The sequence below is a fragment of the Vibrio alfacsensis genome (assembly GCF_019670485.1).
GTDB lineage: Bacteria > Pseudomonadota > Gammaproteobacteria > Enterobacterales > Vibrionaceae > Vibrio > Vibrio alfacsensis.
This window is the reverse complement of the sequence record NZ_AP024165.1, coordinates 2,878,199-2,900,869: the sequence shown is the minus strand read 5'-3', so window position 1 is coordinate 2,900,869 and position 22,671 is coordinate 2,878,199. Positions and strand designations below refer to the sequence as shown.

General features: G+C 45.0%; 14 protein-coding genes and 14 tRNA genes. 21 read left to right on the top strand and 7 right to left on the bottom strand.

What is annotated here, in order from left to right:
• Nucleotides 1–340 precede the first annotated feature (340 nt).
• A complete protein-coding gene (gene gpmM, locus VA249_RS13400; protein WP_221068256.1) occupies nt 341–1,873 on the top strand; it encodes a 2,3-bisphosphoglycerate-independent phosphoglycerate mutase in 1,533 nt (510 codons plus the stop codon).
• Between the two features lie 92 nt (nt 1,874–1,965).
• Here gpmM and VA249_RS13395 read toward each other — a convergent pair whose 3' ends face one another.
• Nucleotides 1,966–2,853, bottom strand: coding sequence for a DMT family transporter (locus tag VA249_RS13395; RefSeq protein WP_221068255.1), 888 nt, complete (start codon nt 2,851–2,853; stop codon nt 1,966–1,968).
• 185 nt (nt 2,854–3,038) lie between these two features.
• Between VA249_RS13395 and VA249_RS13390 the strand changes: the two genes are divergently transcribed.
• Entirely contained in the window at nt 3,039–4,475 is a 1,437-nt protein-coding gene (locus VA249_RS13390; RefSeq protein WP_221067583.1) for an IS1182 family transposase, read from the top strand.
• A 112-nt stretch (nt 4,476–4,587) separates the two neighbouring features.
• On the opposite strand, the gene VA249_RS13385 is transcribed toward VA249_RS13390, so the two are convergent.
• From VA249_RS13385 to rsgA, 5 genes are all read right to left on the bottom strand, one after another.
• On the bottom strand, nt 4,588–6,468 hold the full coding sequence (locus VA249_RS13385; protein WP_221068254.1) for a methyl-accepting chemotaxis protein: 1,881 nt from the start codon (nt 6,466–6,468) through the stop codon (nt 4,588–4,590).
• 277 nt (nt 6,469–6,745) lie between these two features.
• A complete protein-coding gene (locus tag VA249_RS13380; protein ID WP_221068253.1) occupies nt 6,746–8,161 on the bottom strand; it encodes an SLC13 family permease in 1,416 nt (471 codons plus the stop codon).
• 174 nt (nt 8,162–8,335) lie between these two features.
• Nucleotides 8,336–10,414 (bottom strand): carboxypeptidase-like regulatory domain-containing protein, encoded by a 2,079-nt coding sequence (locus VA249_RS13375; RefSeq protein ID WP_221068252.1) that lies wholly within the window; start codon nt 10,412–10,414, stop codon nt 8,336–8,338.
• A 267-nt stretch (nt 10,415–10,681) separates the two neighbouring features.
• Nucleotides 10,682–11,539 (bottom strand): archaetidylserine decarboxylase, encoded by an 858-nt coding sequence (asd, locus tag VA249_RS13370; RefSeq protein WP_221068251.1) that lies wholly within the window; start codon nt 11,537–11,539, stop codon nt 10,682–10,684.
• A 116-nt stretch (nt 11,540–11,655) separates the two neighbouring features.
• On the bottom strand, nt 11,656–12,720 hold the full coding sequence (gene rsgA, locus VA249_RS13365) for a small ribosomal subunit biogenesis GTPase RsgA (protein ID WP_221068250.1): 1,065 nt from the start codon (nt 12,718–12,720) through the stop codon (nt 11,656–11,658).
• Between the two features lie 129 nt (nt 12,721–12,849).
• On the opposite strand from rsgA, the gene orn reads away from it, so the two are divergent.
• The 15 genes from orn (at nt 12,850) to VA249_RS13290 (ending at nt 15,370) form a co-directional block, all read left to right on the top strand.
• Nucleotides 12,850–13,395: an oligoribonuclease gene (gene orn / locus VA249_RS13360; RefSeq protein ID WP_128809962.1), complete on the top strand. Its 546-nt coding sequence runs from the start codon at nt 12,850–12,852 to the stop codon at nt 13,393–13,395.
• A gap of 156 nt (nt 13,396–13,551) precedes the next feature.
• A tRNA-Gly gene (locus VA249_RS13355) sits at nt 13,552–13,627 on the top strand.
• Nucleotides 13,628–13,682: 55 nt separating this feature from the next.
• Nucleotides 13,683–13,759 (top strand) — tRNA-Met (locus VA249_RS13350).
• 52 nt (nt 13,760–13,811) lie between these two features.
• Nucleotides 13,812–13,887: transfer RNA gene (locus VA249_RS13345), tRNA-Gly, on the top strand.
• 54 nt (nt 13,888–13,941) lie between these two features.
• A tRNA-Met gene (locus tag VA249_RS13340) sits at nt 13,942–14,018 on the top strand.
• 52 nt (nt 14,019–14,070) lie between these two features.
• Nucleotides 14,071–14,146, top strand: a tRNA-Gly gene (locus VA249_RS13335).
• Nucleotides 14,147–14,200: 54 nt separating this feature from the next.
• Nucleotides 14,201–14,277, top strand: a tRNA-Met gene (locus VA249_RS13330).
• A gap of 52 nt (nt 14,278–14,329) precedes the next feature.
• Nucleotides 14,330–14,405, top strand: a tRNA-Gly gene (locus VA249_RS13325).
• A 48-nt stretch (nt 14,406–14,453) separates the two neighbouring features.
• Nucleotides 14,454–14,529, top strand: a tRNA-Gly gene (locus VA249_RS13320).
• 49 nt (nt 14,530–14,578) lie between these two features.
• Nucleotides 14,579–14,654, top strand: a tRNA-Gly gene (locus VA249_RS13315).
• 35 nt (nt 14,655–14,689) lie between these two features.
• Nucleotides 14,690–14,765, top strand: a tRNA-Gly gene (locus VA249_RS13310).
• Between the two features lie 108 nt (nt 14,766–14,873).
• Nucleotides 14,874–14,950: transfer RNA gene (locus VA249_RS13305), tRNA-Met, on the top strand.
• A 52-nt stretch (nt 14,951–15,002) separates the two neighbouring features.
• Nucleotides 15,003–15,078: transfer RNA gene (locus VA249_RS13300), tRNA-Gly, on the top strand.
• Between the two features lie 54 nt (nt 15,079–15,132).
• A tRNA-Met gene (locus tag VA249_RS13295) sits at nt 15,133–15,209 on the top strand.
• Between the two features lie 84 nt (nt 15,210–15,293).
• Nucleotides 15,294–15,370 (top strand) — tRNA-Met (locus VA249_RS13290).
• Nucleotides 15,371–15,981: 611 nt separating this feature from the next.
• Here the strand turns inward: VA249_RS13290 and queG are convergent.
• Nucleotides 15,982–17,109: a tRNA epoxyqueuosine(34) reductase QueG gene (gene queG / locus VA249_RS13285; RefSeq protein WP_221068249.1), complete on the bottom strand. Its 1,128-nt coding sequence runs from the start codon at nt 17,107–17,109 to the stop codon at nt 15,982–15,984.
• Between the two features lie 283 nt (nt 17,110–17,392).
• On the opposite strand from queG, the gene tsaE reads away from it, so the two are divergent.
• Genes tsaE through miaA form a run of 4 tightly spaced genes read left to right on the top strand, consistent with a single transcriptional unit; the run spans nt 17,393 to nt 22,544 of the window.
• Nucleotides 17,393–17,857: a tRNA (adenosine(37)-N6)-threonylcarbamoyltransferase complex ATPase subunit type 1 TsaE gene (gene tsaE, locus VA249_RS13280; RefSeq protein WP_128809964.1), complete on the top strand. Its 465-nt coding sequence runs from the start codon at nt 17,393–17,395 to the stop codon at nt 17,855–17,857.
• Entirely contained in the window at nt 17,851–19,578 is a 1,728-nt protein-coding gene (locus tag VA249_RS13275; RefSeq protein ID WP_221068248.1) for a LysM peptidoglycan-binding domain-containing protein, read from the top strand. Before tsaE ends, VA249_RS13275 begins: the two co-directional genes overlap by 7 nt.
• Nucleotides 19,579–19,596: 18 nt before the next feature.
• Entirely contained in the window at nt 19,597–21,615 is a 2,019-nt protein-coding gene (gene mutL / locus VA249_RS13270) for a DNA mismatch repair endonuclease MutL (protein ID WP_221068247.1), read from the top strand.
• Nucleotides 21,612–22,544 carry a tRNA (adenosine(37)-N6)-dimethylallyltransferase MiaA gene (miaA, locus tag VA249_RS13265; protein WP_211915827.1) on the top strand — a complete coding sequence of 311 codons (933 nt, stop codon included), beginning with the start codon at nt 21,612–21,614 and terminating at the stop codon, nt 22,542–22,544. The genes mutL and miaA overlap by 4 nt, the downstream gene beginning before the upstream one ends.
• Nucleotides 22,545–22,671: the final 127 nt, after the last annotated feature.

Below are 22,671 nucleotides of genomic sequence, written 5' to 3'. Positions count from 1 at the left end.
ATCATAGTATCGACGTTTCCTATCAATCTAATCGGTGTAATTGACTTCACTTCTACGTTCAAAAGCGCAATATAGGTATTAACAAAAAGTTTTTCACCTAAGTATTTCGGTGGTTATACAAAGCATCTTGAAAGTGACTATGCTTGTGGAACACGTTTGCAGACAAAGTCGTATTGCTTGCTAACTTGTAAGATAGCAACAATAAATCGCAAACATTATTTGATCTTAACCTACAGTTCTGGTTAAAAAGTGTAGTAAAATTACGCTAGTTTTGTTTCAAGGTTAGATGGGCAATGAAGCCCTACGCCGAAAGTTACTTAAATTTGATGAGGTCATCACTATGTCTGCTAAGAAGCCATTGGCTCTAGTTATCCTTGACGGTTACGGTTACCGTGAAGACACAGCAAGTAACGCAATTGCAAATGCTAAAACACCAGTTATGGATGCACTGATTGCGAACAACCCTAACACTCTAATCTCTGCTTCAGGCATGGACGTTGGTCTACCTGACGGTCAAATGGGTAACTCAGAAGTTGGTCACACCAACATCGGTGCAGGTCGCGTTGTATACCAAGATCTAACTCGTATTACTAAATCTATCGCTGACGGTGAATTTGCTGAGACAGCTGCACTAGTAGAAGCTATCGATTCTGCAGTAAAAGCTGAGAAAGCAGTACATATCATGGGTCTTATGTCTCCAGGCGGTGTTCACTCTCATGAAGATCACATCTACGCAGCGGTTGAAATGGCAGCAGCTCGTGGCGCTGAGAAAATCTACCTACACTGCTTCCTAGACGGCCGTGATACGCCACCACGTAGTGCTGAAAACTCACTACAACGTTTCCAAGATCTATTTGCGAAACTAGGTAAAGGTCGCGTTGCTTCTCTAGTTGGTCGTTACTACGCAATGGACCGTGACAACAACTGGGATCGCGTTCAAGTTGCTTACGATCTTCTAACTCAAGCGAAAGCTGAGTTTACTTTCGATACGGCAGTTGCAGGTCTAGAAGCGGCTTACGCTCGCGGCGAAAATGACGAGTTCGTTAAAGCAACGGCAATCAAAGTAGATGGTCAAGAAGACGCAATTATGCAAGATGGCGATGCGGTTATCTTCATGAACTACCGTGCTGACCGTGCACGTCAAATCACTCGTGCATTCGTTCCTGCATTTGACGGCTTCGAGCGCGCTGCATTCCCAGCAATCAACTTCGTGATGCTGACTCAATACGCAGCTGATATCCCTCTAGCTATCGCATTCCCACCTGCGTCTCTAGAAAACACTTACGGTGAGTGGCTATCTAAGCAAGGTCAAACTCAGCTACGTATCTCTGAAACAGAGAAATACGCACACGTGACTTTCTTCTTCAACGGTGGTATTGAGAACGAATTCGAAGGCGAAGAGCGTCAACTTGTTGCTTCTCCAAAAGTAGCAACTTACGACATGCAGCCAGAAATGAGCTCTCCAGAACTAACAGAGAAGATGGTTGCGGCTATCAAGTCTGGTAAGTACGACACTATCATCTGTAACTACCCGAACGCAGATATGGTTGGTCACACTGGCGTTTACGAAGCGGCTGAGCAAGCTATCGAAGCACTAGACGAAAGCGTTGGTAAAGTGGTTGAAGCAATCAAAGAAGTTGGCGGTCAAATGCTAATTACTGCGGACCACGGTAACGCAGAGATGATGATCGACCCAGAAACTGGCGGCATCCACACTGCTCACACTAACCTACCAGTGCCTCTAATCTACGTAGGTGACAAAGCGGTTGAGTTCAAAGAAGGCGGTAAACTGTCTGACCTTGCACCAACAATGCTTTCTCTAGCAGGTCTAGAAATCCCTGCAGAAATGTCTGGTGAAGTGCTAGTTAAGTAATTAACTGACGATTCAGAATGATAGAAGCCCGAGTTCGACTCGGGCTTTTTTGTGTCTAAGGTTTGGCGCTTAATAGAGCGGTGTTCGGCACGTTATCGCACCAAGATACCAGTACCAATCACGGCTAAGGCTGCTCCAAACCAGGCAAAGCGATTTGGGCGTTTCTTGGTGTAAACCCACAACAATGGCAGCAACATGATCGGCGTTGTTGAAGAAAGCAGAGCCACCATCCCGACATTACCCTCACGCAGGGCATAAAGAATCAACGTCATACCTACCGCCATGGCCAAAAAGCCATTTAATGCAGTAATACCAAAAACTTTCCACGTGATGGTTTGCGTTGCGCGAGCCACTTTCGCACCAATTAACCAGAGCGCATAGTGCGCGATGAAAGCACTGATCATACGAATGGCAGAGGCGGCGACAGGGTCAACAGTGGTTTGCATGACAGGTTTAGCGATGATGCCGCCCAGAGCCTGACACATAGCGGCGGTTAAACCGAGCCCGATACCAATCCAAACGTTGCCTTTGATCTCTTCTAGCGCGTTGCTAGCTTGCCCGCGTCGACCATAGAAAATCGCCATTACGACACCGCTGAAGACTAAGGTTGCACCAATCAACTCCGTGCCAGTCATGCTTTCGCTAAATAGGAAGTAACCCAAGATGGCAGAGAACACCGCATGGCAAGAAAACAACAAGCCTGCTTGGCGTGGTCCCATGCGATTCAAACAGGCGAACAACGCGGTATCGCCAATAAAAATGCCAATTAAACCGGACGCCATCATTGGCGTAATATGTTCGGTGGAGACACTTAGCCAGCCCCCCGTGAACCACGCCATCGTGGAGAGGATGACCGCGGTACAGCCCATACGCCATCGACTATAAGCAAACGCCCCGAGATGCTGCGCGGGAACAACAGAAATTAAGCTAGAAACAGCCCATAAGAAAGCGGCGCACAGCGCCAGCCATTCATAACCCATGATTGCGAGACATCCTTGTAGAGCAGGGGAGAGGCTTTAATATGCATGAATTTATAAAGATCTAAAAGCGCATATTTATGCCAATAAAAAAGCAGCTCAACGAGCTGCTCAGACTGCTGACAAAGGTCTAGCTTTCAAGCTAGACCTTTGATCTAATAGGGGTATCGAAATATGGATACTCCGACATGCTTCAAGAACCGACTCCGCAACAATACGAACTGGAAATGGTAACGATGGAACAGTTGGTTCCTAAAGACCATTTAGTGCGTAAAATCGATAATGCTATCGACTTTGAATTCATTCGTGATGAAGTCGCTCATCTTTATTGTAAAGATAATGGGCGTCCACCTGTTGACCCTGTTCGTCTCTTCAAAATCATCTTACTTGGCTACATCTTTGGCATAAAAAGTGAGCGTCAGCTCGTTAAAGAAATTGAAGTGAATGTCGCTTACCGTTGGTTCTTACGGATGTCATTAACAGAGAAAGTCATTCACGCATCTACTCTCAGCCAAAACCGCATTCGTCGCTTTAATGGCACGGATGTATTCGAACGTATTTTTATTAATATCGTAGAGCAAGCCATATCGAAAGGTTTGGTCGCGGGTCAAGAGCTCTTTACGGACAGTACTCATCTCAAAGCGAACGCCAACAAGAATAAACACACCAATAAAGTCACGGCGGTTCGCGCGAGTGCCTATCTTGATATGCTGGATGAAGACGTCACGTTAGACCGAGAAATAGCGGGCAAGAAGCCGCTTAAGGCTCGCGGATCAGAGTCAAAAACAAAGAATACTAAAACCAGTACTACTGACCCAGAGAGTGGCTTCATGACTCGTGATAATAAGCCACAAGGCTTCTTCTATCTCGACCATAGAACCGTTGATGGTCAACACGGAATTATCCTCGATACCTATACCACTGCAGGTAACATCAATGACTCACAACCTTACGTTCAACGCTTAGATTACACGCTTGCCACATTCCAATTGAACCCGATAGCTGTTGGACTGGATGCAGGCTACTTTACCGCCCCAGTGGCGGAGTCACTTGAACGTCGAGGTATTCTTGGCGTGTTCGGTTATCGACGCCCATCGAGAACGAAAAATACATTCAAAAAGAAACACTTTACTTACGACGCACAAAGAGACAGCTACCAATGCCCGAATGGTCAGGAGTTGCTTTATAAAACCACATCACGTGATGCCTACCGAGAATACCATTCAGACCCCAAAGAGTGTGCGTTCTGTCCAATGAGGAATGACTGCACTCAAAGCAAAAACATGAAGAAAGTGATTGCTCGGCATATCTATAGCGATGCAGTAGAGAGAGCAAATCAAATGCGGCTCTCTTCCTACGGAAAAAAGACTTATCGACGTCGAAGTGAAACCGTAGAACGGAGCTTCGCAGACGCCAAGCAACATCATGGTCATCGTTATGCTCGCTTTCGAGGTCTAGCCAATGTGCAAATGCAATGTTGGTTGGCAGCAGCAGCTCAAAACATCAAGAAGATAGCGTTGGTGATGAGTTATCTACGAAAAATGGGCTTAAACATGGCAGAAATAAGGCAAATACTTGCTTCTGTATGCCTATGTAATGAATGGAAACTTCTGCGCACGATATAACAAAAAATATCGCGATCGCGACCTACGGTCGCTTCCAAAAAAGAACCCCGCTTAAAAAGCGGGGTTCGTCATCAATCTGAGCAGCTCAACGAGCTGCTTTTGATGGGGAGGATTACACTTTAAAGCGACTGATGTTTTCACGCATCGTATTGGCGGTATCGTACATCTGACGTGCGCTTTCGCTGCTTTTGAGTGATTGCTCGGCAATGACGTCAGCATCGTCTTTGATGCCTTGTGTATTGCGGCTGATGTCTTCGCTCACGGCACGTTGCTCTTCTGCTGCGCTTGCGATCTGCATTGCCATGTCGTTGATTTCTGTGATTGAGTTAGTGATGCTCGTTAGGCTGTCGTGTGCCTGCTGAGCATAATCAACGCTGGTATCTGCCAAGCTGGTGCTGCTTTGCATGCTATGAACCGCCAGTTTAGTGTTGTTTTGCAATGTTTCGATCATGGTACGGATTTCTTCCGTTGAACCATGAGTGCGTTGGCTCAGTACGCGTACTTCATCTGCAACCACGGCAAACCCACGGCCTTGCTCACCAGCACGCGCGGCTTCAATTGCGGCATTGAGTGCCAACAAGTTGGTTTGCTCTGCAATACCTTGGATGGTTGACAGGATTTGGTTGATGCTTTGCGTATTCGCTTCCAACTCAGAAATCACGCTTGCGGCATCGCTCACTTGTTCTGCTAACTCGACAATCGCTTCACGGTTCTTCTGAATGACATTTTGTCCCTCAATACATGCCGATGCAGAGTTTTGTGAAGCACTTGCCGTCAGTTCTGCGTGGCTTGCGACTTCTGCCGCTGTTGCTGACATTTCGTGAATCGCTGTCGCAATTTGGTTGACATCATTTTGTTGATGTTCAACATGCCCAGCCGCCGTTGCGGACAACTCGTTTGCTTGGTTTGCTTGCTCTGAAAGTTGTTCGCTGTTTTCTACAATGCCTTTTAGCATGGCTTGCATCTGCGCTAAAAATTGATTCACGTGCGTTGCCAGCTCACCAATTTCATCCATACGTTCAATCTTAATGCGTTGAGTTAAATCCCCCTCGCCTTGAGACAGTTCAGAAATAGCCTCGGATAACGTTTGGAGAGGGCTGAGCAAGCGCGTGATGATGTAAGTACTGATCGCTGCGATAATCAAGTACAGCACGATAGAGGTCATCATGGTAAAAGTCATTTGTTCGGAAACTGAGGCAAATGCCATTTCTTTGTCTTGAACGATGCCTAATGACCAATCTGTGCCCGGCACGTTGGCGACATAAATCAGCTTGTCACCTTGATTTGGCCATGAGATCGTATCCAATTTAGCATCATTGGCTAGGTCCATCATGGTGCTTTGCGTAAGGCTAGGGTTAAGGTCAGTGAGAGGCTTTTGGCTCAAATTTTCATCTTTGTAAGCAACAAGGTTGTTGTTTCCATCGACGAGAAATGCAAATCCATCGTTATCTATTTTAATATTCAACACTTCATTGATGATATCGGTAACGGTTAGATCAGCAGCCAGTACACCTTGTTTTCCTTGGTTAAAGGCTTTTGCAAAACTCACAACAACACTGCCATCAAAATCTTGATAAGGCTCAGTGATGATCAGCTTAGATTGAGACATCGCATCTTGGTACCAAGGGCGAGTACGCGGGTCATAATCGGATGGCCAAGATTCTGTCTTGTCTCCGTAGGCGATAGTGCCGTCAGAGAATCCCGCGTATACCGAAAGGAATTTACCTGCTCGTTTCGTTAATAGCATTTCCCTATCCGCATCGTCAGCGTTTGCGATCAGGTTTTCGTTGGCGAGCATCATGTCGCTGCGAATCGCAAGCCAATCACTGATGTAATTACCTGTGGAGTAAGAAATGTTTTGGATTTCGCGGTTCAGCGTTGAGGACGTTTCTTCACGCAGTTGATTTACTGACACCCAAGCTTGAACGCCGCTAACAATGGCGATAATGATTGCAATCGCAATCTGTATTTTTAATTTTATTGTGTTTCTCATTGTCCTACCTTCATAAAACAGACAAGAAGTTCAATGTCACTATCAGTGACTCCAAGTGATATGAGACGATTCAAGTACGAATAGTGACATGAAAGGCTGTAAGGTATATATCGACATTCATTCGATATACTTGAGGAAATTCGTGCAAATAATGCTCAAAAATTTGTTGAATGAATATGAGAGCGGACTCTAAAGAAAATTGGTTTATAGATCAGATAGTAAAGAAATCGTTGAAGACCCACTGAGGTGTTTGTTCACACCTCAGTGGGTCCGCGTTCTAGAATAATATGAGAACGGCGCCGTAAACGATAAATAAACCAACTAAGCCGATGATTAAGCCGACTTTGGCCATGTCTTTACTTTCGATTAAGCCTGTTGAATATGCCAGTGAATTTGGCGGTGTTGAAACGGGTAAAATCATACCTAGTGATGCAGAGAACGCGACAACAACAAGTAACCCTTGTAACCCTCCAATGGCTGCCAAGCTAGGCATAGATACACCAATGGCCGCCGCGATGGGCATTAATAGGTTCGCAGTTGCCGTATTGGACATGAAGTTCGCCATCAACCAACACACTATGGAAAGTGCAACCACAACCGCAAATGGCGACAATGCTTCGTAATCAATGGCGTGGGCTAGGGCTTCTGCCAGTCCAGTTTTATCCAGAGCAATACCAATGGCAATACCACCGGCCACTAACCACAGCACATCCCAGTTAATCAGCTTTAGCTCCTCTTTACCCATGATGCCGGTAAGGGTGAACACTGCAAGTGGGATGATGGCGACAACGTAGGTATTCATCCCGTGTATTTTGGTTGTCATCCACAGTACGATCGTCATGGCGAAGGTGATATAAACCACAATGGCACGCCAACTCTTCTTAAACGTACCATTTAATCGCAACTTCATCTCTGGTTCGCTACTAGGGAATAGTTTTTGTAGTAAGAACCAAGCAATGGTGAGCTGCACTAACACGAAAGGTAAGCCCATCATCATCCAAGAAAGGAAATCGATACTGTTATCACCCGTTAAGTATTGAAGTGCAATTGCGTTAGGAGGGGTCCCGATTGGTGTTGCTATACCACCAGTGTTTGCGGCAATAGGAATGCACAACACTAACGCCTTAACACCTAAATCCCCTTTTGGTGCAGCGGCCACGATGGGGCCGAGCAAAGCGAGCATCATCACGGTTGTTGCGGTATTCGACATGAACATGGAAAACACAGCCGTGATCAACATTAAACCTAACATGATGAACTTAGGTTGAGTGCCAAATGGTTTGAGCAATACGCGGGCGAGATTATTATCAAGTTCGTATTTTGAAGCGGAAATCGCGAGAGCAAAACCGCCCATGAATAAAATGATGATAGGGGAGGAAAAGGCGGAAAAAATATCGGTGTACGCAATCAAATCGCCTAAATCGTGTCCTGGTGGAGGATTGCGAAACAAGTGTAACCCTTTGTCTGAGATCATGATTAATTCGAGAGCGATAATCAGAATTGAAGTAGCAAAAACGGGGACGGGCTCAAGTACCCACAGCAATGCTGCAAGAAGAAATATTGCCAGAAGACGATGTTGGATTAAGGTGAGGTCGTCAATTGGAATCATATCGATCGGCATCATCAAGACGCCCAGTGGAACTAATAAGCACACCAGTAATTTAACCAGTGTGTCCGTATTCATCTTCGGCATCGGCTGCCCCTTACACAGTTCATTCCTGATGCTAGATTAAACGATTGAGTTTTTAGGGACTTAGAGGTGAGTATGAGTTTGGATAAGAAAGGTTAAATTTCGAACAGAGTTTTGTTTTTTGTCAAAAAAGCCCCTAAGTAAAAACTCAGAGGCTTTATACATGCCAAAGTAGGCTTATTCAGTAATTGAACCTTTCTCTTTGCTTAACTGGTATGCCTCTTCATATACCGAAAGATCAATTGGTTTGAGTACATTTATACGAGGGAATACCCAATAACCTTCCTCGAAACTGTTCGGGTCTACAGGGTACCCTTGGCGCATGTGTGAATACTCCAAAACGAGGTGCTGCCCGTTTTCTAGTGTGCCAATTGTTGTCCATGTGCGTTCACGCTCACGTATGTAATCACCATAGTTAACGTTTCCTGTCAGGAGGTATTGATGTTCTTCGGGAGTAGACCATTGCTGGAATGTGCTCTCTTCTGTGAAGAAGTAAGGTTTATTTTCCTCATCGTACATTGTCCATACCCAAGACGCTTCGCCATTTTCGGTAAAGTTATAACCATAAACGCTGCCAATATCCGGTAATTCAGCATTATTGTCACTTACTCTCCAGGCGTTAATCCATGCCCCTAGTATATTTGGCATTTCTTGGACAAAGTCGTCAGCAAGAGTGCTTTCTTGTTGAGCGAATGGCGCTATCCATTTTAAGGAATGTTGCTGTTTGTCATCGATGCTTACTGACACCTGGGCACTAATGAGTCCGTCAACTTTGGTATATGGTTGGTAAGAGATACTCCAATCATCAGGGGAAGTGATGGTTAGCTTGCCTGATTCAAAAGCCCACTTTCCTAAGTCATTGCCTGCAGAGTCCAAAACAGACATGTTGTCATCGAGTTTTACTTGCTGGTGAACAATATAAGGTAGGGCTGTTTGATCGTAGAGTCCTTTTATGTCACTGATCACTGGTAGCACCCAGTCTCCGCTAGGGGCTTCTTGCCAAATGAGGTTTTCTTGGTCGGTTTTACTTAACACTGCCGTTTGATCAGATTCAATGGTGGTGGTTGGCAGACCATCAGGCCAAGCGACATCGGCTAATTCTGGGTCATCAAGCGTTTTCTGGTAGATGTATTTCGCGGCAACTTTACTTTCTTTACCTTTCGTTAATTTGGTCAATTTAATGCCTCTTAACGTTTCAATCACTCTGTATGACGGACTATGAGGTTGAGGAAGCGTCGCGAGTATCTCTTCTCCAAAAAAATCAACGATGTCGTCAAGCGACCAGTAGTTTTGGGATTCATTGCTATTCAAAGACGAAATATAGAGTTGTCCTGTCGGCATGACCGTCCAGTTAGCGTCATCATCATTCGTAAGGTCATAATATCGAGAGGTATCAGTTACCCAAGCTTGGCTATTTTCATTGATGCGTAGGACATCGCCATAAGCAGGAACCCAACCATCAGCCACAGAGGCATGGAGTACGTAAGTACCCTCAATCTCATCACGAGTAAAGTTAGGAGTTACTGATGGATCTTCAATGGTTTGTTGCTTTGCTTGTTCAACAGCTTTTAATAACTCAGGAATCAATTCCCCCGATTCATCAAGCATTTTGTTTTTAGCAAAGTAATCCTCTAAGGAAGTCTCGACACCTTGATCAGAGGCGGTAAGTATATCCAAGATACTTTCCTCATTTTCTGGTGTGTAATCAGGGTTGTCGGCTAAAACTTTAATAATGGCACTGATTTCAAGTAGTGTTTCTACATCGACAGATGATTCGGCCGCCATAAGTGCTTCATCGCTAGTAATATCTTTACCAAGTTGCTTAGTTAAGACATGCATCGCCGTGCTGATTTGAGTGATCGCTGTTCGTGAAGATTCTTCTTGCTCTAGCGTTGCGTCGTCACCTGCTTGTTCGATTAGAGATCCAAATGAACCGAGTTGACTTGTGAGTTCAATATGAGCTTGGTCCCCTTCCCCTTTGGCGGTGATTTGTACCATTTCGGAGCCAGTTAACGAGCCGTCTTCATATTCAAAATCAAGAGAATATAAGCCGGTAGCATTTGCAGTCGTGGTAATGACTTTGTCACCAATTGTGGCCGTGATTGCTGCATTTGAAACTGGTGCATCAGTCGCGATACCTTGAATGGAAAAATTGAGTTTGGCGGGTTCAACCACACTTGGTGATGAATCATCGTCACTACAGGCTGAAGCCAGGAGGGCCGCGGACACCGCGAAACCAACTTTCGTTAAACGCATTACATGTTCCTTATAATTTATTCATCCATAACGTGAGCATAAGTGCCACGTATTACTTCTAAATGGTTAGAAGAGTGAATACTTTAATAAGCAATATTTACCATATCAATGTGATACACGTGGTTGTGTTAAATTTTTTGATCTAAATTGTATTTTTATTGTTTGATTTTTAGTTAAGAAATGGAGTGGGTAATGCGTGTTTTGGAGAATGGAATAGTAAAAGCCCCCGAGAACGGAGGCTAGTTAAGATAGATTTGAGCGAAGAGTTTACTGCTGATGAGCGTAAGGGGTTCCCATTACCGTCGGCTTGCCATTTTCCATGCTTTCGTCGAATGCGATAGCATCTTTAGCAAACAGGTTAATAACGGTTGACCCAAGCTTGAAGCGACCCATTTCTTCGCCTTTCTTCAAGATAACGGCTTTGTCACCCTCTGCAGGGTAATCCCATTTGAACACCGTGTTACCACGAGGTGGCGTGATGGTGCCAGCCCATACTTGTTCGATGCTACCGACGATGGTTGCACCAACCAGTACTTGTGCCATTGGGCCAAACTCTGTGTCAAAGATGCATACTACGCGCTCGTTGCGTGCGAAAAGGTTCGGTACGTTCTCTGCGGTTAGTGGGTTCACTGAGAACAGATCACCAGGAACGTAAATCATCTGGCGTAGAGTTCCGTCACATGGCATATGAACACGGTGGTAGTCACGAGGCGACAGGTACAAGGTTGCGAAAGAACCGTCTTGGAACTCTTCTGCCAGTTTTGCGTCCCCACCAAGTAGTTCCTGTGCTGAGAAGTTATGACCTTTAGCTTGGATTAGCTGACCATCTTCAATCGGACCGAATTGGCTTACGCATGCGTCCGCAGGGTGAGTAATCACTTTTTCACCATCAGTAATTGGACGTGCGCCATCTTTGAGCTCACGAACAAAGAACTCGTTAAAGGTTTTGAAGTGTTTAGGATCGGAGTGCTTTGCCTCATCCATGTTCACATTGTATTGTTTGATAAACCAGCGAATGATTGCTGTTGTTAGACCGCCAGCCTCAGCTGAAGCCAGTTTACCCACAAGGCGCGTTAGCCCGTGTTGTGGGATCCAGTACTGCAGTCCAACTTTAATCTTGTCCATCTTTATTTCCGATACTTCTGTTAGATTCTCGCTTTAGGGCGCGTGATGTTACTGAAATTTAATCTGCTTGTCAGTATTAGGTGATGTTTTCTTACACAATCGCAGACTCTACTCAGTTACAAGTCTGCCTTTTTGCTGCGTGAGTACTGACGGTTTGCTTTGTTTTCTCCCATGCTTTCTAGAATGCGATGGTAGTTTTCAAAGCGCGTTTCATTGATGTCACCTTTCTCAACCGCTTCACGCAGAATGCAGCCAGGGTCATCGTTGTGTTTGCAGTCACGGAACTTACAGCCACCAAGATAAGGGCGGAATTCTACGAAAGCTTTGGTGACTTCTTCCGCCTCTAAATGCCAAAGTCCAAACTCACGTACTCCCGGTGAATCAATAAGGTCGCCACCAGTTGGGATATGGTAAAGACGTGCCGCAGTGGTCGTATGTTGCCCTAATCCGGAGTTTTCGGATACTTCACCCTCTTCCACTTCTTGTTCTAGTTCTGGCATCAGCGCATTGACAAGGCTGGATTTTCCGACACCGGATTGCCCAACAAAGATATTGATACGATCTCTTAGTTGCACCTCAAGCTCAGCAATACCTTCCCCTGTTTTTTTACTAACAAACAGAACTTTATAGCCGATGCGCTGATATTCAGTCAGCCATTGTTCATACGTTGCGCGGTCTTTTTCTTCTAACAGGTCAACCTTGTTCAAGACGAGCAATGGCGCAATACTGAGCGTTTCTGAAGCAACTAAGTACCGGTCAATGATATTAAGAGAAAGCTCTGGTAGCACTGAAGAGACGATCACCATCTGGTCGATGTTGGCAGCAACCGGTTTTAGGCCATCGTAATAGTCTGGGCGAGTGAGCATCGATGAACGAGGCTCCACCGCTTCAACAACGCCGGAGATCCCTGCCATGGACTCTAGCCCCTCTCGCCAAAGCACGCGATCACCAGAAACCAGTGACTCAATGCCGCGACGAAGGTTACAGCGCTGTATTTCACCCGTTTCTAAATCTTCGATATCAGCGTGCTGACCAAAGCGAGTGATGACCAATCCCTGTTTGCTTGCGCCAAGCATGCTTTCATCCCATTGAACGGAATCTTCTTGCTTCTTAAGACGCTTTTGTTGGTTGCTGCGTACGCGACGCACTTGACCTTTGGTTAACTTTTTCTTTTTTGCCACAATGTTGTACTTAATATGGGGTCAATCAAACGATTGAGTTCGATCTCGACTCAGGTTTGTGAGTATCGTGTTTCAAGTATTTTCAGGTATAGTACCTCTTTTATCGATAAACAAATAGGCAGTGTAACCATGTCCTTTAGCGATCAAAATTTAATTTGGGTTGATTTAGAGATGACAGGACTTGATCCTGAGACGCACAAAATCATTGAAATCGCCTCTATCGTCACTGATAGTGAACTAAACATTTTGGCAGAAGGTCCAGTACTAGCAGTACATCAGCCTGAAGATGAATTGGCTAAGATGGATGATTGGTGCACGAATACCCATACAGCAAGCGGCTTGGTTGAACGTGTACGCAATAGTGACATTACAGAACAAGATGCAGTAGCGAAAACCATCGAATTTCTGGAAAAATGGGTGCCTAAAGGTGTATCTCCGATCTGTGGTAACAGCATTGGTCAAGACCGCCGTTTTCTTTATAAACACATGCCAGAGCTCGAAGAGTATTTTCATTACCGCTATCTAGACGTAAGCACGCTAAAAGAACTGACACGCCGTTGGAAACCAGAAGTCCTCGATGGTTTTTCTAAACAAGGAACACATTTGGCACTGGATGATATTCGAGAGTCAATTGCAGAGCTTAAGTACTATCGTGAAACGATCTTTACGATCTAACTGTTAAGGCTGTGATCCAAATTGTTGTAATAAATGAACGTTTTGCTTGCTTTTTCGTCGATCAGTAAAAATTTAAAGATTTTTTGAACGAAGGACTTGCATCACAAAAAAATGCTCTTATAATTCGCAGCCCTGAACAGCGGAAACGTTGTTGATGCGACACTAGCTCAGTTGGTAGAGCGCAACCTTGCCAAGGTTGAGGTCACGAGTTCGAACCTCGTGTGTCGCTCCACTTTCTTTAAGTAGAAAGTATAAGTTATCATCATGCTTAAAATGGTGATCATGGACGCGGGATGGAGCAGCTTGGTAGCTCGTCGGGCTCATAACCCGAAGGTCGTTGGTTCAAATCCAGCTCCCGCAACCAAATTCAAGACAGTTTGAATGTTATCTAGCATAACACTCAGGCAGTTTGCGATGCGACACTAGCTCAGTTGGTAGAGCGCAACCTTGCCAAGGTTGAGGTCACGAGTTCGAACCTCGTGTGTCGCTCCACTTTCTTTAATTAGAAAGTATAAGTTATCATCGTACTTAACGGTGAAATACGGACGCGGGGTGGAGCAGCTTGGTAGCTCGTCGGGCTCATAACCCGAAGGTCGTCGGTTCAAATCCGGCCCCCGCAACCAAATTCAAAACAGTTTGAATGTTATTTAGCATAACGCTCAGGCAGTTTATGATGCGACACTAGCTCAGTTGGTAGAGCGCAACCTTGCCAAGGTTGAGGTCACGAGTTCGAACCTCGTGTGTCGCTCCACTTTCTTTAAGCAGAAAGTACAAGTTGTCATCGTACTTGACGATGAAATACGGACGCGGGATGGAGCAGCTTGGTAGCTCGTCGGGCTCATAACCCGAAGGTCGTTGGTTCAAATCCAGCTCCCGCAACCAAATTCAAAACAGTTTGAATGTTATTCAGTATAACGCTCAGGCAGTTTATGATGCGACACTAGCTCAGTTGGTAGAGCGCAACCTTGCCAAGGTTGAGGTCACGAGTTCGAACCTCGTGTGTCGCTCCACTTTCTCAAGTGGATAAAATAGTTTTCATTGTACTTAACAGTGACATTGCGACACTAGCTCAGTTGGTAGAGCGCAACCTTGCCAAGGTTGAGGTCACGAGTTCGAACCTCGTGTGTCGCTCCACTTTCTTTAAGTGGACAAGATAGTTTTCATTGTACTTAACAGTGATATTGCGACACTAGCTCAGTTGGTAGAGCGCAACCTTGCCAAGGTTGAGGTCACGAGTTCGAACCTCGTGTGTCGCTCCAACTTTATAGCCCTCATTGTGCTTAACAGTGATTTTGCGACACTAGCTCAGTTGGTAGAGCGCAACCTTGCCAAGGTTGAGGTCACGAGTTCGAACCTCGTGTGTCGCTCCAACTTTATAGCTTTCATTGTGCTTAACAGTGCATTGTAATTCTCACCTGATAAATGATACGCTTTTGCGTAGATTTTGTTTTTCAGCCAGTTTTACAATAATATACGGACGCGGGGTGGAGCAGCTTGGTAGCTCGTCGGGCTCATAACCCGAAGGTCGTCGGTTCAAATCCGGCCCCCGCAACCAAATTCAAAACAGTTTGAATGTTATTTAGCATAACGCTCAGGCAGTTTATGATGCGACACTAGCTCAGTTGGTAGAGCGCAACCTTGCCAAGGTTGAGGTCACGAGTTCGAACCTCGTGTGTCGCTCCACTTTCTTTAAGCAGAAAGTACAAGTTGTCGTCGTACTTGACGATGAAATACGGACGCGGGATGGAGCAGCTTGGTAGCTCGTCGGGCTCATAACCCGAAGGTCGTTGGTTCAAATCCAGCTCCCGCAACCAATTTTCTTAGAGAATGTATGTAGTCCTACTTTCTCTTATGCGAAAACAAAGTTCACATCGTACTTAACGGTGATGCAATACGGACGCGGGGTGGAGCAGCTTGGTAGCTCGTCGGGCTCATAACCCGAAGGTCGTCGGTTCAAATCCGGCCCCCGCAACCAATCTTTAAGATAGCTACTTAGTTTTATCGTATTTAAGCCATCTTTGGATATGAAACTCAGACTTATTCCTGGTTTCTAGATCCCACTCATTTCGCTCTTTTCATAATGCTGAGAAGCATCAATCCCAAAAATAAGCTTTTAATCAACATCATCAGATGTTGGGCGATTTTGTCTGTGTATTAAACAGTGCAAGAGCTCGTTCAATAATCAATGACTTGGTGTTTGGTTGAGTTTAACCTATTCAATTCACAGAGTTATCCACATACATCGTTCTGTGGATAAGTTGGTTGATAAAGTGTTTTTAGCTAGGTTTTTAAAAGAAGAAAAGAAAGATCTTTTTTATTTTTGCAGATAATAAGGTCAGACATTTGACTTATAAGTCATTGTTTATAAATAAAAATACCGCCAGGAGTGGGGATCGAGTACGTTAAATTAGGATCATTAACTTGCATTTTTTTGATCCTAGTCATTTCCCGAAGTTGTGTTTAACTTTTTTTTATACCCCATTTTGTTCTGGGTGCTTTTTGTTTTTCCACATTTCAGAATTGAGAACAGCATCATGAATTGAGCATGTAATTGTTGTTTTCAATTGCATGCATATACGCTAGGTCTTAAGCGTCTCTAGGAAGTCCTTTTTCAACAATTCGAATTAATCGTTTCTGCTTGGTTTCAATAGACCCCGTACTTTCTAATGGCGTTTGATTAAACTGTTGAGTTAATGCCCATTCAATATGTTCATCTAGCATTGGGTTTTCACCTTGGCGCGTTTCTAGCGCTTCTACCACACGCAGACTATATTCAGAATTGCCAAGTGCAATGGCAATATTACGTAGCCATTGTAGGTGTCCGATTCGTCTGATCGCAGAACCTTCCATTTGTTTTAGAAAACGGGATTCATCCCATAGAAACATCGTAACGAGATCGGGCTCGATAAAACCATCTCTGCGATGGAAGTCTTCTTGTTCGGTGATTTCCGCATGGCGATTCCAAGGGCAAACCAACTGGCAATCATCACAACCATAAATGCGATTCCCCATAGGTTTCCGGAACTCTTCTGGGATCACGCCATCAAACTCGATGGTGAGATAAGAGATGCAGCGTCGAGCATCGACAACTTTGTCATCCACAATGGCTTGAGTTGGACAAGACGTTATACATGCTCGACATTTTCCACATTGGTCAATGCTTGCTTCGTCGATGGGCAATGGCAAGTCGATAAGTAATTCACCAAGGAAAAACCATGAACCACAGTCTTTATCTAAGATGAGGGAGTGCTTGCCCGTCCAACCCAGCCCAGCCTTTTGGGCTAATGGACGTTCGAGAATTGGTGCAGAATCGACAAAGGGGCGATAGCCCAATTGATCAACTTCTTGTTCGATAAGTTGCCCAAGTTTGTTTAATTGTTTTCTTACGAGCTTGTGGTAATCACGTCCTAGTGCATAACGACTAATGTAAGCGTGGTTTTTGTTCGCTAAATTAGAGGCAAACTTTGCTTCCGGTGGCAAATAGTCCATGCGTACGCTGATTACGCGTACGGTTCCTGGTAAAAGCTCACTGGGTCTCGCGCGCATCATGCCATGACGAGCCATCCAGTCCATTGAGCCGTGATAACCAGCGTCCAACCATTTTTGCAGAGCGGCCTCATGTTCACTAAGATCAACATCGCAGATACCAACTTTCTGAAAGCCGAGCTCTTTACCCCAAATTTTGATTTGTTGTGCGAGTTGTTCGTAGTTCATGTTTTACCACCAAGATAAAGGGGGGCGGATCTTAACGGATCTTAGGAGTCGGTGCTACCAGAAAGTCTCGGAATAGGTTTTGAACCCAGCGAATAAAAACGGAAAGTGTTATGGTCAAGACCGTTAACGTACTTAACAAGATCATAGGATTAGCTTTCATCATTTTGGCTACTTTTTTCGCACATATGACATTTGAAAGCTTGTCTCTCAAAACCAACACAGTTTACTATTCCTGTTCTTTTGATTTTTATATAGTCAACGATCATCAGTTAGAGAAACATTAATGAGCACGAAACAATTTAATCTTAAAGATGAGCATGAAACGGTAGCTCTGGGCACCGCATTAGCTCAGCTTTGTTCTCAACAGACCACCATTTACCTGCATGGCGATTTAGGCGCAGGTAAAACAACATTCAGTCGTGGTTTTGTCCGTGCTCTTGGTCATCAAGGAAACGTAAAAAGCCCAACCTATACTCTGGTTGAGCCTTACCAGTTAGATAAATGGCAAGTTTACCATTTTGATCTTTACCGACTTGCCGATCCTGAAGAATTGGAATTTATGGGTATTCGAGATTACTTTACGGATGATGCAATTTGTTTAGTCGAATGGCCTGAAAAAGGGCATGGATTGCTGCCACAACCTGATTTAGATGTGGACATTCGCTACCAAGGCGAGCAGCGTGTTGCCGAATTAACGGCGAATAATGAATATGGTGTACAGTTACTCAGTCGATTGGAGCTATGTTGAGTCTTTCTAAATTTAGAGCAGTGGCGGCGTTAGTCGCCACTTTTCTCCTTATCATCCCCAATTTAGCATTTGCTAACGTCGTTAAAAGTTTCCGAGTTTGGCCGTCCCCAGATGAAACGCGTGTTGTCATCGATCTGAGCTCGGAAGCGGACTATTCTTATTTTTCTCTCTCTGGACCAGATCGGCTAGTGGTGGATATTAATAACACCGTGATGAAAGCTAAGTTGCCTGTGACGGTAACGGATAGTCCAGTATTAAAGCTTGTTCGCAAGAGCTCTCCGCCAGATAAAAATACGTATCGTTTGGTATTTGAGTTAAAGAAAAGTGTGAAAGCTGAAGTCTTTAAATTGAAGCCAACGCCTGGTGGCCAGTATGGTCATCGTTTGGTCATTGATTTGCCACACGGTAAAACAACATCAACGGCGCCAGCAAAGGCCAAGCCGAGTACACCATCAACACCAAGCAAAGACATGAGTACGGTTCAGCGTGCGCAAGAGATTTTGATTGTTATTGATCCTGGTCACGGAGGCGAAGACCCTGGTTCAATCGGTCCATCACGACGTAAGTACGAAAAAGATGCGGTACTGAGTATTTCTCATAAGATTGCCGCTCAACTTAATGCGGTTCCGGGTATTAAGACAAAAATGACACGTAAAGGGGATTATTTCGTTAACCTCAATCGTCGAGTGGCAATCGCTCGTGAAAATGACGCGCATTTGTTGATATCGATCCATGCGGATGCCTTCACTTCTCCTCAGCCGCGTGGTGGTTCGGTATTTGTTCTTAATACTCGCCGAGCAAATACGGAGATATCTCGTTGGGTGGAAAACCATGAGAAGCAGTCTGAGTTGCTAGGTGGTTCAGGCACTGCATTCGTCAGCAATACCAGTGATCGTAACGTAAACCAAACGTTGTTGGATTTGCAATTTAGTCACTCACAAAAAGAGGGCTATAAGCTTGCCACTGAGATCCTAGGTGAAATGGGCAAGGTTGCGCGTTTGCATAACTCGAAACCAATTAATACCAGTCTCGCAGTATTGCGTTCACCACAGATCCCATCGGTGTTGGTTGAAACCGGTTTTATTTCAAACCCGACTGAAGAAAAACTGTTGTTCCAGCGTTCACACCAAGACAAATTGGCACGAGCGATCTCCAAAGCGGTGGTGAAATATTTAAAAGATAATCCACCAGAGGGAACCGTGTTCTCATCGTCAGCCAAGCCAGCGGTTCATACCGTGAAACGCGGTGAATCGCTTTCAGTTATTGCTCAAAAATATGGTACGTCAACCAAGGCGATCATGAGTGAGAACAAGCTTAAATCAAGCAGTCTAGCCGTTGGCCAGAAACTGAAAATCCCTGGTTCTGGTGCGGTTTCGGTTTCTATTCCGAATAAACCCAATACGGTTGAAACGGAGACGATCACACACACGGTTAAATCCGGTGAGTTCCTCGGTAAGATTGCTAGCCACTACAAAGTGAAAATTGCCGATATCCGCCGCCAAAATAATCTGAAGTCAGACACGCTTTGGGTCGGGCAAAAGCTTAAAATTACGGTGGCAGTGAAAGATAAGCCGATTCGTAAGCACAAAGTAGCTCGCGGAGAATATTTAGGTAAGATTGCAGCAAAATATGGCGTCAGTGTATCGAGCATCCGTAAGGCAAATAACTTACGTTCTGATGAACTTGCCGTTGGACAAGTACTGATTATTCCTAATAAGTAAGTGAGCGCTTAACTCATCATGACCATTAAGATTTTGCCAGCACGATTGGCAAACCAAATTGCGGCAGGGGAGGTCGTCGAAAGACCCGCCTCTGTCGTGAAAGAATTGGTAGAAAACAGTCTCGATTCTGGCGCTACACGTATCGATATTGATATCGAGAAAGGCGGCGCTAAGCTGATCCGCGTGCGTGATAACGGTAAAGGGATTGTGAAAGATGAGTTAGGTCTGGCGCTCAGCCGCCATGCGACTTCTAAAATACACACTTTGGATGATTTAGAAGCCATCATGAGTTTAGGTTTTCGCGGTGAAGCGTTAGCCAGTATTAGCTCTGTATCTCGCTTGACCATTACCTCTCGCCCCGCAACACAAGAGCAAGCATGGAGTGCCTATTCTGAAGGGCGTGACATGAAAGTAACATTGCAGCCGACGGCGCATCCGATTGGAACGTCGGTTGAAGTTTTAGATTTATTTTTCAACACGCCTGCGCGACGTAAGTTTTTGCGTACAGAGAAAACGGAATTTGCTCACATTGATGAGTTATTGAAGCGCATCGCGTTAAGTCGTTTTGATGTGACTATTAATGTTCGTCATAACGGGAAAATGGTCCGTCAATATCGTGCGGCAAAAAATCAGCTTCAAACCGAAAAGCGCATAGCCGCGGTATGTGGTAATGGCTTCGTACGCCATATGTTACGCATTGAGTTAGAGCATCAAGGCCTAAAACTTCACGGTTGGATCACAACACCAGAGGGCGCAAGACAACAAAGTGACTTGCAGTACTGTTATGTGAACGGACGTATGATGCGTGACAAGCTCATTAATCACGCTATCCGACAAAGCTACGAGATGAGCTTAAAGTCCGATCAATTTGCTGCGTACGTGCTGTTTATTGAACTCGATCCACATCAAGTCGATGTCAATGTGCACCCCGCTAAACATGAAGTGCGTTTCCATCAAGCGCGATTAGTGCATGACTTTATTTATCAAGCTCTAGCGGATGTGCTTGTTCAAAGCTCAGTGATTGATAAACCGCATGTGAATCAATCCGCCTTTCATCATGCAGAGACCGTCGATGATGTTGAGGATTTTGAACCCACTCCGGATCGAGTGAATGAGCCTCAATCTGTCCAACCTCCTGTGCCAGAGCAGGTTTATCAAGCCATTGACAACATTCCTGCTTATCCGGGACGTTCGGATTATGAAGCCGCACCACGCGATCGTGCAACCAGTGACTCCTCAGTGCGAGAAGCACGTGCGACGGATTCGTTCAAGCGAACGGATTGGATTGAGTCAAAACCAGCGCCTAAACCAAGTTCAAACAAAGACCAGCGTCATGCCGAGCCTGCACCGACGAAACAAGAAGTTCGAGCTTATCATGAACTGTTGCAAACTCCGGATTTTAACCCTCAAGCAGAAACGCATAAGGTTCCGGTAAGCACACGTGTAGAAACTGCCTCACCGCCAGTAATGGCATTAAGCAAAGCGTTGGTGGTGGTGGATGATCAGTTTGTGCTGATGAGTAGCGATAGCGGTGTGGCTTTGGTTTCTCTACTAAGGGCTGAATTCTATCGAACGAAAGGTCAGCTCACACCAAGAGATGAGGCCTTAAAGGCTCAGCCTCTTTTAGTTCCGTTGTCCGTAAAACTGGAGCCAGAACTGATTCAGTTTGCTCAGGATTATCAGCAAGATTTTGACCAGTTGGGTATTCAGCTAAAGGCGCGCAATGACAAAGCCTTGATGGTGATGGGGGTGCCCTCGCCACTGCGTCAACAAAACCTACAAATTTTGATCCCAGATCTGCTATCTTACGCGCAAACGCGTGTGAGAGGAGAGAGCGCAGACGCTTCGATGTTATCAGAGCTGATAAATTGGCTTGCTATGCAGGTCACTACGGTTAAGAGCCACTATACTCTCTCCGAAGCCATTCAAATTATTGCGGAACTTGAACAGCTAAGACATGGTCAATTACCACTAGAAGACCTTAAATTTGTCTCTGCTGTTGATTTCTCTGCCACAATTGCCAAATTGAAACCATGACAGACAAACTACCGTTGGCACTCTTTTTAATGGGGCCAACAGCATCAGGTAAAACAGAGCTAGCCATTCGTCTACGCCAAAAGTATCCCGTTGAGATCATCAGTGTAGATTCCGCCTTGATCTATAAAGGTATGGATATTGGAACAGCAAAACCCGATGAACGCGAACTTAGCCTTGCGCCACATCGTCTTATCGATATCTTAGATCCGAGCGAATCTTATTCTGCGGCAGATTTTCGTCGTGATGCGCTTAAGGCAATGAATGATATTGTTTCTGAGGGGAAAATTCCGCTACTTGTTGGTGGAACTATGTTGTATTACAAAGCGCTGCTAGAGGGGTTATCTCCTCTTCCTGCTGCAAATCCTGAAATTCGTCAGCAAATTGAACAAGAAGCATTGACTAAAGGTTGGTCAGTGTTGCACGATGAGCTTAAGGGGATTGATCCTGTATCGGCTGCGAGAATTCATCCTAATGATCCTCAGCGTTTGTCTCGAGCATTGGAAGTTTTTCGTATTTCAGGTCAAACTCTTACTGAACTGACTCAAACTAAAGGCGATAGCCTTCCGTTTAGAGTGAAACAGTTCGCAATTGCTCCCAAGGATAGGGCAGAACTTCACCGTCGAATTGAACTTCGCTTCGAAAAAATGATGTCTTCTGGATTTGAAGATGAAATGAAAACGCTTCACGCGAGGAAAGATCTTCATCCGGATCTGCCATCTATTCGTTGTGTTGGTTACAGACAGATGTGGGAGTATTTAGACGGAGAGTGTACACGTGACGAAGCAATATTTCGTGGCGTATGCGCAACTCGTCAATTGGCCAAGCGACAAATCACCTGGTTACGCAGCTGGAATGATTTAACTTGGTTGGATAGCGATAACATTGAACAAGCATTGGCAACCATGTCAGAAGCAATAGCATCTGATTGAGATTGCTGTGTATAATGTGATCGTTTTGGCGTGAACGCACTCTTAAAGGATCGGTTGTTGGCGGTTTTTATACTATGCTGCTAATTACTTAGAGTGCTTTTTGACTCGTTTAGCTCAGATGCAAAAA